The organism is Lentilactobacillus curieae (genome assembly GCF_000785105.2).
GTDB lineage: Bacteria > Bacillota > Bacilli > Lactobacillales > Lactobacillaceae > Lentilactobacillus > Lentilactobacillus curieae.
Genome location: NZ_CP018906.1, coordinates 55,849 through 70,677, shown reverse-complemented (window position 1 = coordinate 70,677; position 14,829 = coordinate 55,849). Strand labels below are relative to the sequence as shown.

The window sequence follows — 14,829 nt, the reverse complement described above, 5'->3', positions numbered from 1 at the left end:
GGGTAGGTATTTAATGATTAATTCAAAGTACAACTGGGAAGTTGTTGACGCACAGACAAATAGTCAACTAGTTAGCCAAATTGTTGATGAACTAAGTGTTAGTGAACTGATTGCTAAGATTATGGTAGCTAGGGGAATTAAGTCAGTTGATGAAGCTAACCATTTTTTGAATCCTGACGTTAGTGACTTTAATGACCCATTTGAATTTCCAGATATGCAAAAAGCGATTGAGCGTATTCAAACAGCGATTGCAAATGAGGAGCAAATTACTGTTTATGGTGATTATGATGCCGATGGAATCACTAGTACGACCATTATGTATGAAACTATTGAAGATCTAGGTGGAAATGTTGATTTTTACGTTCCAAATAGGTTTACAGATGGTTATGGCCCAAACGATGATGCGTTTAAGCGGATTATTGACGATGGGACTACCCTCATCATCACTGTTGACAATGGGGTTGCTGGTAATGATTCAATTAAACTTGCTAAAGACCTAGGCTGTGACGTTATCATTACTGATCACCATGATCTACCAGAGGTGTTACCGGATGCGTTTGCCATTATTCATCCTCGAGTAGCAAAGGATGGTGCTCAGTATTCATTTGGAATGCTTTCCGGAGCAGGCGTAGCTTTCAAAGTAGCAACGGCTCTATTAGAGGAGATTCCCTATGATTTGTTAGACATTGCCGCAATTGGGACTGTCGCAGACGTTGTTTCTTTAACTGGGGAAAATCGGGCAATTGTTTCGTTTGGAATCCAAGCCATCAAAAACACTCAGCGCCCTGGTCTTAGTGCATTGCTTAAGCAAGCAGGGACAGATATTGAAAATTTCGACGAGCAGGATATTGGTTTTGCCATTGCTCCCCGCTTAAATTCTCTTGGGAGAATGGGTGATGCAAAGGTTGGCGTAAACTTATTGCATACTTTTGATGAAGATGAAGCTCAAAAGATTGCCAAGTTTGCTGACCAACAAAATGATGAGCGTAAGGACTATGTGGCAGACTTTTTCGACAAGTCAGTTCAAATGTTAGAGAAGAATCATGATGATGAAATGCCTCCTGTGATTGTTGTAGTTGGGCAGGATTGGCACCAGGGGGTTCTAGGAATTGTTGCCAGCCGGTTAGTTGATAAGTACCAAAGACCAGCAATCGTTATGACAACTTTACCTGATTCTGATGAAGTTAAAGGTTCAGGAAGAAGTATTTCTGACTTTGATTTATTTGCAGCAATTAATCCAATTCGTGACCAGATGGTTGGTTTCGGTGGCCACCATTCAGCAGTCGGGTTGACGATTAAGTCAGACAAAGTAGCTGACCTTAGGAAACAATTGGAGGTTGCTGCTAATGAACAGGGTCTTGATTTAACAACCAAGCAGTCTGAACTGATTACGGCATCGGTTAACGTTGATTCTTTAGATAATAGCTTTTACAAAGACTTACGGAAACTGGCACCGTTTGGTGAGGATAATCCACAACCGGTTTTTGAGTTTAAATTTGATCAGTTAGTTGATGTGAAACGGATCGGTCAAGATTCGTCTCACTTGAAGTTTGCTTTCCAAGGGACTCATAAAAAAATCGGGGCAATTGCCTTTCAAATGGGGGATTGTGCTGATGATTTGGTTAGCTCGACTGCCTCCACTAAGGTGATTGGTGAGATTGGAGTTAATACGTGGCGTAATCGTACTAATTTGCAAATCATGGTGGAGGATATTCAGCAAATTAGTGCTCCAATCGTTGATTTGCGGACTAATCAGCTCCACAAAAAGATGTTTAGTAGACCTGGCACATATGTGTTTTTCCATGAATCGATTATGAAACAATTAATGAGTGTAATCCCGGAAACGGGGAAACCAATTCTGTATACTGATTTGATTGATTTGAACATTCATCAGGACACTTTATTTGTTGTTGATTGTCCAGATTCTATCGATGATTTAACTCAAGTATTAGATGTTGCTCAGCCTGATACTACAGTCTTTTATTTATATAAAAAACAGATGCTTTCAAAAATAGGGATGCCAGAAAGACAATCTTATGCTAAACTATTTAAGTTCGTTTCAAGTCATCATGATTTCGACATAGTTAATCAGCGCTCAGTTGCGGCCAAAGCACTTGATGTAAGTGAACGGACGCTCGCGTTTATGGTTAAGGTGTTTTTGGAACTTGGCTTTGTGTCAAAATCAGGGAACCAGATTAATTTAATCGATAATCCTGAAAGCAAAAATTTGCAAACAGCACCGAGCTACCAACTTAGAGAAAAGCAGATCGACGCAGAACAACATCTATTGTTAGCAAACACAAGGGAATTAGTCAGCTTCATATCTCAATATTTGGAGCCTGATGAAAGGAAGAAATTAAATGGCAATTGATTTTACACAGTATATAGCTTCTTATGAGAATTATCCTGAACCAGGGGTGCTCTTTAGAGACATTTCCCCACTACTTGAAAATGGGGATGCTTACAAGGCGGCTACAAATGAAATCGTCAAGTTTGCACGTGAACGTGACGCTGATATGGTAGTTGGACCAGAAGCTCGTGGCTTTATTGTCGGCTGTCCAGTTGCAAATGAACTTGGAATTGGTTTTTCTCCTGCTAGGAAACAAGACAAGCTTCCTGGTGAAATTGTTAGTGCTAGCTATGATCTAGAATATGGTCAAGCCACTCTTTGCTTGCGTAAGGACGCAGTTAAGAAGGGCCAGAAGGTTTTGGTTACCGACGATTTGCTTGCCACAGGTGGAACAATTGATGCTACTATCAGAATGGTAGAAGAGTTAGGCGGAATCGTAATCGGAACTGCATTCATCGTTGAATTAGAAGATTTAAAGGGTCGTGACAAGATTGCAGATTACGACATTTTGAGCTTAGTTAAATATTAAAAAACGAGAGCACTCATTTTGAGTGCTCTTTTTGTATTTAGAGAAAATGATTGTGTTAGAATTTTGGTATCAACTAAATAAAGGAGGAAGTAGTGTGGAAATTACACAGACCGATTACAATATTTTAAAGGCAATCCAATCAGGGCGAGTAGAGTCCGGAACAAGTCCTAGTCACTTTGTTGACTATTGCGATAACGTGATTGGTGGTGATCCGCGCCCATTAATAGCTGAAGGGTATATTGATGCAGATAGATTTATAAACGGTTTGACGGATAAGGGAAATCAATCCATAGCTGATTACGAAAAGGAACACAATATTAGTTAATAAAAAAGGGCCAGTCATTTAATGACTGGTCCTTTATTATTAAGGTGAGTACAGGAATTGAACCTGCGCGCCCGCTCAACACGGGTTCGCCGGATTTCGAGTCCGGTGCATTACCACTCTGCCAACTCACCACAACAGAGATAATTATATCAATTGTCACGGGAGTTGTAAATTAGAATCTAGTGATTAAGACTTGGATAGTTTTCCCTTTAAAAAACCAACGATTGCTGGAATTAGGGAGATTAAAACGATGCCAATTACAACCATTGAGAAGTGTTCCTTCACAAATGGGATGTTACCGAAGAAGTGGCCACCACCACAACAAATAATTACCCAGGTAATACATGCTGGGATGTTGTACTTAACGAATTTTTTGTATGAGAAATTACTGGTGGCAGCAACAAACGGTACAAGTGTACGGATGATTGGCATAAACCTAGCTAGAAAGATTGCCCAGGCCCCGTATTTATCAAAGAAGTTTCTGGCACTTTGTAAATCCTTTTCTTTAATGAACCGGCCAAGTAACTTGTGACGAGGAATTAATTCTCCGAATTTACTTCCTAAGTAGAAGTTTAATGAGTCTCCACCAATAGAAGCAATCAAGAAGATGACCACAAATATCCAAGGCTGTAAACCATACGTGGGATTAGCGGTCAGTGCTGAGGCGGCAAACAAAAGTGAATCACCAGGGAGAAACGGCATGATTACTGCACCCGTTTCAATGAAGATAATGGCAAATAGAATTAGATATGTCCAATTCCCGAAAGTGGTTACGATATTGACCAGGTGAGCGTCAATATGTAGGATGAAGTCAATCAGTGTGCTCAAATAATCAGTCCTTTTAATGTTTGTCTACTATAATACCAAAAACCATATCTTATTCATCAATTTGGTAAAGGTGTTAAACAAAATGTAAGTTTTAGAAATGTGGACAAGGACAAATAAAGCAAGTAAAATACTTCTAAGTTAGGATGTGAGCGAGATGAAACCAAAGGTAGGGATGAGGATTCCTGTTAAAGTTACCGGCATTCAACCCTATGGTGCGTTTGTGGACATCATGGGTGAATATCGTGGATTAATCCATATTTCAGAATGCAAAGAAGGATATGTTTCTGATATCAACGAATTGTTTACTATAGGGGATGTGGTTACTGCGACCATTATTGATATAGATGAATACTCAGGGAGAATTAGTCTGTCGACTCGGGTAAATACCGTTGATTTCGGTGTTTTAGACGACCGTGGACGCCCAGCTAAAAGGACTCAGAACTATTGGACTAACTACCACATTAACCGAGGATTTAGCTCAATTGAAGCAAATCGTAACAGCTGGTTAAGTGAAGCAGAAAAAAACTTTCAATGAAATTGGATTTAAGCCTTGACCTATGGCGCTATACTTGATAAACTTATTTTCGTTGCCTTTTGGTAACACGCAGTTGTATCGATTAAGAAATTTGAAATTTTAATTCAAAAACTTCTTGATTTCAAATTGAAAATCTGATATATTATAATAGTTGTCAAAAGCAATGACATCAGTCGTTGAGGCAACATTAACTGAACAAAGTAGACCTTTGAAAACTGAACAAAATTTTCGACAAACAAATGTGTAGGGTCCTTTGATCGTTAGATCAAAGACAAACATTTGCGAAGTCAATTCGCGATAAAGAACAAATATAATCATGAGCTTACAAGCTTATCATTTTTAAAATGAGAGTTTGATCCTGGCTCAGGACGAACGCTGGCGGCGTGCCTAATACATGCAAGTCGAACGCGTCCTCGCTGATGAAGTTGAAGTGCTTGCACGGATTCTGATTCAACATTTGGACGAGTGGCGAACTGGTGAGTAACACGTGGGTAACCTGCCCTCAAGCAGGGGATAACACTTGGAAACAGGTGCTAATACCGTATAACAATGAAAACCGCATGGTTTTCATTTGAAAGATGGTTTCGGCTATCACTTGAGGATGGACCCGCGGCGTATTAGCTAGTTGGTGAGGTAACGGCTCACCAAGGCAATGATACGTAGCCGACCTGAGAGGGTAATCGGCCACATTGGGACTGAGACACGGCCCAAACTCCTACGGGAGGCAGCAGTAGGGAATCTTCCACAATGGACGAAAGTCTGATGGAGCAACGCCGCGTGAGTGAAGAAGGGTTTCGGCTCGTAAAACTCTGTTGTTAAAGAAGAACAGGTGTAAGAGTAACTGTTTACACCGTGACGGTATTTAACCAGAAAGCCACGGCTAACTACGTGCCAGCAGCCGCGGTAATACGTAGGTGGCAAGCGTTGTCCGGATTTATTGGGCGTAAAGCGAGCGCAGGCGGTCTTTTAAGTCTGATGTGAAAGCCTTCGGCTTAACCGGAGAAGTGCATCGGAAACTGGGAGACTTGAGTGCAGAAGAGGACAGTGGAACTCCATGTGTAGCGGTGAAATGCGTAGATATATGGAAGAACACCAGTGGCGAAGGCGGCTGTCTGGTCTGTAACTGACGCTGAGGCTCGAAAGCATGGGTAGCGAACAGGATTAGATACCCTGGTAGTCCATGCCGTAAACGATGAGTGCTAAGTGTTGGAGGGTTTCCGCCCTTCAGTGCTGCAGCTAACGCATTAAGCACTCCGCCTGGGGAGTACGACCGCAAGGTTGAAACTCAAAGGAATTGACGGGGGCCCGCACAAGCGGTGGAGCATGTGGTTTAATTCGATGCTACGCGAAGAACCTTACCAGGTCTTGACATCTTCTGCTAACCCAAGAGATTGGGCGTTCCCTTCGGGACGGAATGACAGGTGGTGCATGGTTGTCGTCAGCTCGTGTCGTGAGATGTTGGGTTAAGTCCCGCAACGAGCGCAACCCTTATTGTTAGTTGCCAGCATTTAGTTGGGCACTCTAGCAAGACTGCCGGTGACAAACCGGAGGAAGGTGGGGACGACGTCAAATCATCATGCCCCTTATGACCTGGGCTACACACGTGCTACAATGGACGGTACAACGAGTCGCGAAACCGCGAGGTCAAGCTAATCTCTTAAAGCCGTTCTCAGTTCGGATTGCAGGCTGCAACTCGCCTGCATGAAGTTGGAATCGCTAGTAATCGTGGATCAGCATGCCACGGTGAATACGTTCCCGGGCCTTGTACACACCGCCCGTCACACCATGAGAGTTTGTAACACCCAAAGTCGGTGAGGTAACCTTTTGGAGCCAGCCGCCTAAGGTGGGACAGATGATTAGGGTGAAGTCGTAACAAGGTAGCCGTAGGAGAACCTGCGGCTGGATCACCTCCTTTCTAAGGAATAATACGGAAACCTACACATGTCGAAAGTTTTGTTTAGTTTTGAGAGGTCTACTCTCAATTCTGGTTAACGCTTTTTTGGGCCTATAGCTCAGCTGGTTAGAGCGCACGCCTGATAAGCGTGAGGTCGATGGTTCGAGTCCATTTAGGCCCATCCACCGGCCATACGACCGGAGAGTATGGGGAATTAGCTCAGATGGGAGAGCACCTGCTTTGCAAGCAGGGGGTCAGCGGTTCGATCCCGCTATTCTCCATTGACGCGAGAGCGTCAGGGATTTTGTTCTTTGAAAACTAGATAATATTAATTTTCTGTAGTGAATTATATTTAAAATATAATTTCAACCGAGAACACCGCGTTTATTGAGTCAAATTAACGAAATGTTTTATTCGCGTAAAACTCAATTAACTTGAGTATCACGAAGTGATACTAGGTTAAGTTATTAAGGGCGCATGGTGAATGCCTTGGCACTAGGAGCCGATGAAGGACGGGACTAACACCGATATGCTTCGGGGAGCTGTACGTAAGCTTTGATCCGGAGATTTCCGAATGGGGAAACCCAGCAGTTTTAATCGACTGTTACTGTTCAGTGAATACATAGCTGATCAGAGGTAGACGTGGGGAACTGAAACATCTAATTACCCACAGGAAGAGAAAGAAAAATCGATTCCCTAAGTAGCGGCGAGCGAACGGGGAACAGCCCAAACCAAAGAGCTTGCTCTTTGGGGTTGTAGGACTGAACATTTGAGTTACCAAAGTTGTTGATAATCGAACAATCTGGGAAGATTGGCGAGACAGGGTGATAGCCCCGTAGATGAAATCAATGACCCTCAGTTCAGGATCCTGAGTACGGCGACACACGTGAAACGTCGTCGGAATCCGGGAGGACCATCTCCCAAGGCTAAATACTCCCTAGTGACCGATAGTGAACCAGTACCGTGAGGGAAAGGTGAAAAGCACCCCGGAAGGGGAGTGAAATAGTTCCTGAAACCATGTGCCTACAAGCAGTTAGAGCCCGTTAATGGGTGATAGCGTGCCTTTTGTAGAATGAACCGGCGAGTTACAGTAACATGCAAGGTTAAGGTGAAAAAGCCGGAGCCGCAGCGAAAGCGAGTCTGAAATGGGCGTTTAAGTATGTTGCCGTAGACCCGAAACCAGGTGATCTACCCATGTCCAGGCTGAAGGTGAGGTAAAACTTACTGGAGGGCCGAACCCGTGTACGTTGAAAAGTGCTGGGATGAGGTGTGGGTAGCGGTGAAATTCCAAACGAACTTGGAGATAGCTGGTTCTCTCCGAAATAGCTTTAGGGCTAGCCTCGGACTTAGAATCATGGAGGTAGAGCACTGTTTGGATGAGGGGCCCGTCATGGGTTACTAAATTCAGATAAACTCCGAATACCATTGATTTATATCCGGGAGTCAGACGGTGAGTGATAAGATCCATCGTCGAAAGGGGAACAGCCCAGACCACCAGTTAAGGTCCCTAAATGTATGCTAAGTGGAAAAGGATGTGGAGTTGCATAGACAACTAGGATGTTGGCTTAGAAGCAGCCACTCATTTAAAGAGTGCGTAATAGCTCACTAGTCGAGTGATTCCGCGCCGAAAATTTACCGGGGCTAAGCATACTACCGAGACTGTGGACATGACCTTATGGTCATGTGATAGGAGAGCGTTCTAAGGGCAATGAAGTCAGACCGTAAGGACTGGTGGAGCGCTTAGAAGTGAGAATGCCGGTATGAGTAGCGAAAGATCAGTGAGAATCTGATCCACCGAATGACTAAGGTTTCCTGGGGAAGGCTCGTCCTCCCAGGGTTAGTCGGGACCTAAGCCGAGGCCGAGAGGCGTAGGCGATGGACAACAGGTTGAGATTCCTGTACTAGTTGATTATGTTTGAACGATGGAGGGACGCAGAAGGCTAAGTTGTGCGCACGATTGGAAATGTGCGTTCAAGCTACAAGTCAGTTGAGGAGTCAAATGCTTCTCAGCGGGTTGACAAGTAGTGATGAGGACCGAAATTTAAGTAGGGAAGCGACTGATGTCACGCTGCCGAGAAAAGCTTCTAGTGAGTAATCAACTACCCGTACCGCAAACCGACACAGGTAGTCGAGGAGAGAATCCTAAGGTGAGCGAGTGAACTCTCGTTAAGGAACTCGGCAAAATGACCCCGTAACTTCGGGAGAAGGGGTGCTGACCGCAAGGTCAGCCGCAGTGAAAAGGCCCAGGCGACTGTTTATCAAAAACACAGGTTTCTGCAAAATCGTAAGATGACGTATAGGGGCTGACGCCTGCCCGGTGCTGGAAGGTTAAGTGGATGAGTTAGCTTCGGCGAAGCCCAGAAATGAAGCCCCAGTAAACGGCGGCCGTAACTATAACGGTCCTAAGGTAGCGAAATTCCTTGTCGGGTAAGTTCCGACCCGCACGAAAGGCGTAACGATCTGGGCACTGTCTCAACGAGAGACTCGGTGAAATTAAGATACCTGTGAAGAAGCAGGTTACCCGCGACAGGACGGAAAGACCCCATGGAGCTTTACTGTAGCTTGATATTGGGTGTTGACACAGCTTGTACAGGATAGGTAGGAGCCGATGAAGTCGGAACGCTAGTTTCGACTGAGGCGTTGGTGGGATACTACCCTCGCTGTGTGAACACTCTAACCCGCGCCACTAAGCGTGGCGGGAGACAGTGTCAGGTGGGCAGTTTGACTGGGGCGGTCGCCTCCCAAACAGTAACGGAGGCGCCCAAAGGTTCCCTCAGAATGGTTGGAAATCATTCATAGAGTGTAAAGGCAGAAGGGAGCTTGACTGCGAGACAGACAGGTCGAGCAGGGACGAAAGTCGGGCTTAGTGATCCGGTGGTTCCGCATGGAAGGGCCATCGCTCAACGGATAAAAGCTACCCTGGGGATAACAGGCTTATCTCCCCCAAGAGTCCACATCGACGGGGAGGTTTGGCACCTCGATGTCGGCTCATCGCATCCTGGGGCTGTAGTCGGTCCCAAGGGTTGGGCTGTTCGCCCATTAAAGCGGTACGCGAGCTGGGTTCAGAACGTCGTGAGACAGTTCGGTCCCTATCCGTCGCGGGCGTAGGAAATTTGAGAGGAGCTGTCCTTAGTACGAGAGGACCGGGATGGACATACCGCTGGTGTACCAGTTGTGCCGCCAGGCGCATCGCTGGGTAGCTATGTATGGATGAGATAAACGCTGAAAGCATCTAAGTGTGAAACTCGCCTCAAGATGAGATTTCCCATTCCTATATGGAAGTAAGACCCCTCAGAGATGATGAGGTAGATAGGTTGGAAGTGGAAGTGCAGTGATGTACGGAGCGGACCAATACTAATCGGTCGAGGACTTAACCAAAATAAATGGTAAGTATCGGCAGCAGAAAATTAATATTAGCTAGTTTTGAGAGAACAAAGTTCTCTAAAGTAAATAGTGTGGTGGCGATAGCCTGAAGGATACACCTGTTCCCATGCCGAACACAGAAGTTAAGCTTCAGCACGCCGATAGTAGTTGGGGGATCGCCCCCTGCAAGGGTAGGACGTTGCCACGCGATTATTCCGGCATAGCTCAGTTGGTAGAGCACCTGACTGTTAATCAGGTTGTCGACGGTTCGAGCCCGCCTGCCGGAGTTATTATTAAAAATGGAGAGTTGTCCGAGCTGGCCGAAGGAGCATCATTGGAAATGATGTAAACGGGTAAACGCCTGTTTCAAGGGTTCGAATCCCTTACTCTCCGTTAATAATAAGAGAATGACCCGTTGGTCAAGTGGTTAAGACACCGCCCTTTCACGGCGGTAACATGGGTTCAAATCCCGTACGGGTCACTTTATGGAGGATTAGCTCAGCTGGGAGAGCATCTGCCTTACAAGCAGGAGGTCACAGGTTCGATCCCTGTATCCTCCATTTTCATAGCAGCACTGGTCCGTTGGTCTAGTTGGTTTAGGACGCCTGCCTGTCACGCAGGAGATCACGAGTTCGAGTCTCGTACGGACCGTTGTTATGTATTACAATTGAATACACAACATTATATAGCATTATATACTCTGGTATTTGGCTCGGTAGCTCAGTCGGTAGAGCAATGGATTGAAGCTCCATGTGTCGGCAGTTCGATTCTGTCCCGCGCCATTTATGGAGGGGTAGCGAAGTCTGGCTAAACGCGGCGGACTGTAAATCCGCTCCTTCGGGTTCGGTGGTTCGAATCCACTCCCCTCCACCATAGGGATATAGTTTAATGGTAGAACTACGGTCTCCAAAACCGTCGGTGTGGGTTCAACTCCTACTATCCCTGTTAATAATGTTATGGCGGTATTGGTGAAGTGGTTAACACATCGGTTTGTGGATCCGACACGCGTGGGTTCGATTCCCACATACCGCCCTTTGATTGGATGATATCCAAGTGGTAAGGCAATAGATTACTTTGAATCTCTTATTGAGGTTTCAGAGGTTGTTCTGGCGGTATAGCCAAGTGGTAAGGCAGAGGTCTGCAAAACCTTCATCGTCGGTTCGAATCCGATTACCGCCTTTTTCCAATCATGTTATTCTAATATTTATCAGTTATTTTGCCGGAGTGGCGGAACTGGCAGACGCGCTAGACTCAAAATCTAGTGTCCGCAAGGACGTGTGGGTTCGAACCCCACCTCCGGTATAAGAGAATTACACGAGTTTGCTAATGAAAGGAAGCATTGATTATTCAATGCTTCCTTTCTTTGTATATATTGAATTGGAGATAATCTTGATGGATAAGTAACAAATCTATTCGTTTCTTGACGAGCATGATGTCTGGTTTGAAGTCACTGAGCACCAAGCCGTGTATAACATGCAAGAAGTCAGTAAGGTTAATCTCCCGTATCCTAATGCAGATGCAAAAAACATTTTCGTTAGAGATGATAAGAACAGAAAGTATTATTTAATTACAGTAGACGGTTCCCATAGAGTGGACTTAAAGAAATTTAGCCAGGATCATGGAACCAGACACTTATCATTTGCGTCTGAGACTGTTTTAAAAGATAAGCTTGGTCTAAGTCCTGGTTCGGTAACGCCATTTGGCTTGCTTAACAACAAGGCACATGACGTGGACCTATACCTAGATAAGCAGTTCACTAAAGCCCCTGGGATTATTGGAGTCCATCCAAACGATAATACAGCCACTGTCTGGATGAAAACTAAGGATTTGGTAAACATTATCAAACAGCATGGTAATCAAGTGGTTATCACCGATATTTTTTAAAACGCAAAAAAACACCCGTAGTTAGCATTTCGCTAGTTACGGGTGTTTGTGTATTGAATAGCTTTTTAAACGTTTAGAATCTTGTTTAAGAAGTCTTGGAGACGGGCATTCTGTGGGTGATTAAATACATCTTCTGGAGTTCCTTGTTCAAGAATCCGACCATCATCAACAAAGACAACACGATCGGCAACTTCCTTAGCAAATCCCATTTCATGGGTAACAACGATCATAGTCATACCTTGTTTGGCCAAATCCTTCATAACGGCCAATACATCACCAACCATTTCAGGATCCAAGGCCGAGGTTGGTTCATCGAATAACATTACGTCTGGCTTCATGGCTAAAGCACGAGCGATTGCAACCCGTTGTTGTTGTCCACCTGATAGTGACTGAACTTTAGCATCGAACTTTTCTGCCAATCCGACCATACTTAGTAATTTCTTGGCATGTTCAGCAGCATCTTCAGGAGTTTCTTTTTTGAGTTGTACCGGGGCAAGCATGATGTTTTCGCCGACAGTTAAGTTATTAAACAGATTAAAATGTTGGAAAACCATCCCAATATTTTCACGGACTGTGTTGATGTCTGTATCTTTCTTTGCAATATCTACATCGTCAATAATGATTGAACCAGAAGATGGTTCTTCAAGCTTGTTTAATGTTCTTAAGAATGTACTTTTTCCTGATCCAGAAGGGCCAATAACAACGACCACTTCGTTATTTTTTACGGAGAGATCGATTCCCTTAAGAACCAAATTATCGCCATACTTCTTTGTGAGACCAGTTACTTTTACTTTTGCAGATTCATTTTTTTCGCTCATAGTTTAGTTCTCCTTTGTACCCAATTGGATAACCAAGTTAAGAGGGTGATTATAACCAGGTAAATTACCGCGATGATTGCCCAAACCTTAAACCCTTCAAGGTTTCTGGCAATGATAATCTTACCAGTTTGGGTCAATTCTAGTAATCCAATAATTGACAAGATTGAGGTATCTTTCAATGTAATGATGAATTGGTTGATGAATGATGGAATCATGATCCTGATTCCTTGTGGCAGAATAACTTTCCTCATCGATTTACCAAACGGTAATCCAAGGCTTCGAGCAGCTTCCATTTGACCAGAATCTACTGCTTGAATTCCACCCTTCACGAACGCTGCAATGTAGGCACCTTCGTTAAACGTCAAGGTTACAACCCCGGCAATGAATGCTGGAATTTTTGTACCAGTCAAACTTGGAATACCAGTATAGATGAATAGGGCGAGCACAAGAAGTGGCAAACCCCGGAAAATATAAATAATGGTTGTTGATAGGCCATTGGTAAATTTACTTGGAACAACTCCCATCAAACCAACAATGATTCCAAAAATCGTTGCAAAGAAAATCGAAACAACGGTTAACCAAAGGGTTTCTGACAGACCACTAAGTAAAGCTCCTTTATTCTGCTTGATTAGCCCGAAGAATGTCCGGTCAGAACTATCATCACTAGCTTTAATTTTCTTTCCTTGATCGGTACCTAAGTACTTGGCAACAATATCATCATAAGCACCACTTGCCTTTAAGTCCTTTAAGCCCGTGTTGAATGCTGATAGTAAGGCTTGATTTTTACCTTTTTTAACTGCAAAACCGTAGGCGCCAGATTCGGCAGGGTTGGTAACGATTTTTAGTTTGGTACCTTGCTTGATTGCGTACTGCATAACTGGCTGATCTTCAAAACATGCGGCTGAGTTACCAGTGATGACATCTTGATACATGTTGTTTGAATCGTCAAAAGTAACGGTTTTGAACCCATACTTCTTCTTAATACTGTTAGCGTAATCTGCTCCTGCAGTCCCAGTCTTGATGGCAACTTTCTTACCTTTAAGGTCTTTGAGACTCTTTACGTTACCTTTAGGGTTCACTGCCATAACAACACCTGAACTATAGTAAGGCGACGAGAAATCAAATTGGGCTTTACGTTCCGGAGTGATCGACATTCCAGCAATAACACCATCGATTTGGCCAGATTCAAGTGATTGAACCGCAGCGTTAAATCCGAGGGCCTTTACCTTTACTTTAAATCCTTGTTCTTGAGCAATTGCTCTAATTAAATCCATATCGATACCAACGTACTTATTCTTCTTGTTGGCAAATTCAAATGGTGGGAAGGTCACATCAGTCCCAATAGTAAAGGTTTTGCCCTTAACCTTTGAGTTGTCACCATTTCCTAAGTACTTACCAACGATCTTGTTATAAGTTCCGTTAGTTTTGATTTTCTTTAAACCTGAGTTGAACTTTTTGACTAATTCCTTATTTTTACCTTTTTGAACAGCGAAACCATAATATCCTTGGTTAGCAGGCTGGGTAACGATTTTTAACTTCATGCCTTGCTTAATCGCATATTGCATGACTGGTTGATCTTCAAAACATGCTACCGAGTTACCAGTGGTAACGTCTTGATACATGTTATCAGAATCATCAAAGGTGACAGTTTTAAAACCATATTTCTTTTGAATACTCTGAGCATACGCCGCTGCAGCGGTACCGGTTTTAATTGCAACCTTTTTTCCTTTTAGCTGCTTGAAATCTTTGATTTTACTGTTCTTTTGAACAGCCATGACTACACCGGTTTTATAGTAGGGAGTTCCAAAGTCGAACTTAGCTACTCGTTCAGGAGTCATCGTCATTCCGGCAATCACACCATCAATTTGGCCAGCATCTAAGGACTGAACCGCTGCGTTAAAACCAACAGGCTTGATGTTGACCTTAAAACCTTCTTCTTTGGCGATGGCATTCATAATGTCAACGTCAATCCCGATATATTTGTTCTGCTTATTTGCAAACTCAAATGGGGGGTAAGTAACGTCAGTTCCGATTTGGTAGGTTTTCTCAGCCCGGGCATTTATTGATGTGCTTGAAAAAAAGACACCAAGTGAAGCGAATAATACCAATAGACTGAGCACCTTAATAAATTTGTGCTTCATAGTGATCCTCCTACGTCATGTAATAAAATATAACACCAGTTATCATAGCAGAATTCTCATTAAAAGTATATATAATTCAAAACATCACAATGGCATAACCACGGGGATTACATGCCCATTAAAAAATTAAATTAAAAACATTTTAATTTTTTGGCCAGCAAT

General features: G+C 43.7%; 7 protein-coding genes, 14 tRNA genes, 3 rRNA genes and 2 pseudogenes. 21 read left to right on the top strand and 5 right to left on the bottom strand.

Annotated features, from left to right (window positions below; genetic code table 11):
• Positions 1–13: 13 nt before the first annotated feature.
• The 3 genes from recJ to PL11_RS00425 all read left to right on the top strand — a co-directional run bounded on the left by recJ (position 14) and on the right by PL11_RS00425 (position 3,204).
• Positions 14–2,371 carry a single-stranded-DNA-specific exonuclease RecJ gene (recJ, locus tag PL11_RS00435; protein WP_035168441.1) on the top strand — a complete coding sequence of 786 codons (2,358 nt, stop codon included), beginning with the start codon at positions 14–16 and terminating at the stop codon, positions 2,369–2,371.
• Positions 2,361–2,879, top strand: coding sequence for an adenine phosphoribosyltransferase (locus tag PL11_RS00430; RefSeq protein WP_035168439.1), 519 nt, complete (start codon positions 2,361–2,363; stop codon positions 2,877–2,879). Before recJ ends, PL11_RS00430 begins: the two co-directional genes overlap by 11 nt.
• A gap of 94 nt (positions 2,880–2,973) precedes the next feature.
• On the top strand, positions 2,974–3,204 hold the full coding sequence (locus tag PL11_RS00425) for a hypothetical protein (protein ID WP_035168437.1): 231 nt from the start codon (positions 2,974–2,976) through the stop codon (positions 3,202–3,204).
• A gap of 42 nt (positions 3,205–3,246) precedes the next feature.
• Here the strand turns inward: PL11_RS00425 and PL11_RS00420 are convergent.
• Both PL11_RS00420 and PL11_RS00415 read right to left on the bottom strand, forming a co-directional pair.
• Positions 3,247–3,335 (bottom strand) — tRNA-Ser (locus PL11_RS00420).
• Positions 3,336–3,390: 55 nt separating this feature from the next.
• The gene (locus PL11_RS00415; protein WP_035168435.1) at positions 3,391–4,032 is read right to left on the bottom strand and encodes a VTT domain-containing protein; all 642 of its coding nucleotides are present in this window, start codon (positions 4,030–4,032) and stop codon (positions 3,391–3,393) included.
• 154 nt (positions 4,033–4,186) lie between these two features.
• On the opposite strand from PL11_RS00415, the gene PL11_RS00410 reads away from it, so the two are divergent.
• The 18 genes from PL11_RS00410 (at position 4,187) to PL11_RS00325 (ending at position 11,708) form a co-directional block, all read left to right on the top strand.
• Entirely contained in the window at positions 4,187–4,567 is a 381-nt protein-coding gene (locus PL11_RS00410; RefSeq protein WP_035168433.1) for a CvfD/Ygs/GSP13 family RNA-binding post-transcriptional regulator, read from the top strand.
• A 340-nt stretch (positions 4,568–4,907) separates the two neighbouring features.
• Positions 4,908–6,482: ribosomal RNA gene (locus PL11_RS00405) — 16S ribosomal RNA — on the top strand.
• Positions 6,483–6,568: 86 nt separating this feature from the next.
• Positions 6,569–6,642 (top strand) — tRNA-Ile (locus tag PL11_RS00400).
• A gap of 27 nt (positions 6,643–6,669) precedes the next feature.
• Positions 6,670–6,742 (top strand) — tRNA-Ala (locus PL11_RS00395).
• A 176-nt stretch (positions 6,743–6,918) separates the two neighbouring features.
• Positions 6,919–9,839, top strand: a 23S ribosomal RNA gene (locus PL11_RS00390).
• 76 nt (positions 9,840–9,915) lie between these two features.
• Positions 9,916–10,032 (top strand): 5S ribosomal RNA (gene rrf, locus PL11_RS00385).
• Together the 16S, 23S and 5S rRNA genes with 13 tRNA genes alongside form the textbook arrangement of a ribosomal RNA operon.
• A 6-nt stretch (positions 10,033–10,038) precedes the next feature.
• Positions 10,039–10,111, top strand: a tRNA-Asn gene (locus tag PL11_RS00380).
• Between the two features lie 14 nt (positions 10,112–10,125).
• Positions 10,126–10,217, top strand: a tRNA-Ser gene (locus PL11_RS00375).
• Positions 10,218–10,233: 16 nt separating this feature from the next.
• A tRNA-Glu gene (locus PL11_RS00370) sits at positions 10,234–10,305 on the top strand.
• A gap of 6 nt (positions 10,306–10,311) precedes the next feature.
• Positions 10,312–10,384, top strand: a tRNA-Val gene (locus PL11_RS00365).
• A 16-nt stretch (positions 10,385–10,400) separates the two neighbouring features.
• Positions 10,401–10,475 (top strand) — tRNA-Asp (locus PL11_RS00360).
• A gap of 58 nt (positions 10,476–10,533) precedes the next feature.
• Positions 10,534–10,606, top strand: a tRNA-Phe gene (locus PL11_RS00355).
• Positions 10,607–10,611: 5 nt separating this feature from the next.
• Positions 10,612–10,697, top strand: a tRNA-Tyr gene (locus tag PL11_RS00350).
• A gap of 1 nt (position 10,698) precedes the next feature.
• Positions 10,699–10,769, top strand: a tRNA-Trp gene (locus PL11_RS00345).
• Between the two features lie 14 nt (positions 10,770–10,783).
• A tRNA-His gene (locus tag PL11_RS00340) sits at positions 10,784–10,856 on the top strand.
• Between the two features lie 76 nt (positions 10,857–10,932).
• A tRNA-Cys gene (locus PL11_RS00335) sits at positions 10,933–11,003 on the top strand.
• Between the two features lie 39 nt (positions 11,004–11,042).
• Positions 11,043–11,126, top strand: a tRNA-Leu gene (locus tag PL11_RS00330).
• A 105-nt stretch (positions 11,127–11,231) separates the two neighbouring features.
• Positions 11,232–11,708, top strand: coding sequence for a prolyl-tRNA synthetase associated domain-containing protein (locus PL11_RS00325; RefSeq protein WP_257787911.1), 477 nt, complete (start codon positions 11,232–11,234; stop codon positions 11,706–11,708).
• Between the two features lie 65 nt (positions 11,709–11,773).
• Here the strand turns inward: PL11_RS00325 and PL11_RS00320 are convergent, their stop codons facing one another.
• The 3 genes and pseudogenes from PL11_RS00320 to PL11_RS10470 all read right to left on the bottom strand — a co-directional run.
• Positions 11,774–12,526, bottom strand: coding sequence for an amino acid ABC transporter ATP-binding protein (locus tag PL11_RS00320; protein ID WP_035166808.1), 753 nt, complete (start codon positions 12,524–12,526; stop codon positions 11,774–11,776).
• Positions 12,523–13,881, bottom strand: a pseudogene (locus PL11_RS10475) (amino acid ABC transporter substrate-binding protein/permease); the annotation flags it as partial. The pseudogene PL11_RS10475 and the gene PL11_RS00320, both read right to left, overlap by 4 nt.
• 75 nt (positions 13,882–13,956) lie before the next feature.
• Positions 13,957–14,667: pseudogene (locus tag PL11_RS10470) on the bottom strand (transporter substrate-binding domain-containing protein); the annotation flags it as partial.
• Positions 14,668–14,829 lie beyond the last annotated feature (162 nt).

Coding starts and splice junctions, on each gene's coding strand:
- PL11_RS00320 (WP_035166808.1), bottom strand. CDS start 12,526: ATGAGCGAAAAAAATGAATCTGCAAAAGTAAAAGTAACTGGTCTCACA.
- PL11_RS00430 (WP_035168439.1), top strand. CDS start 2,361: ATGGCAATTGATTTTACACAGTATATAGCTTCTTATGAGAATTATCCT.
- PL11_RS00410 (WP_035168433.1), top strand. CDS start 4,187: ATGAAACCAAAGGTAGGGATGAGGATTCCTGTTAAAGTTACCGGCATT.
- recJ (WP_035168441.1), top strand. CDS start 14: ATGATTAATTCAAAGTACAACTGGGAAGTTGTTGACGCACAGACAAAT.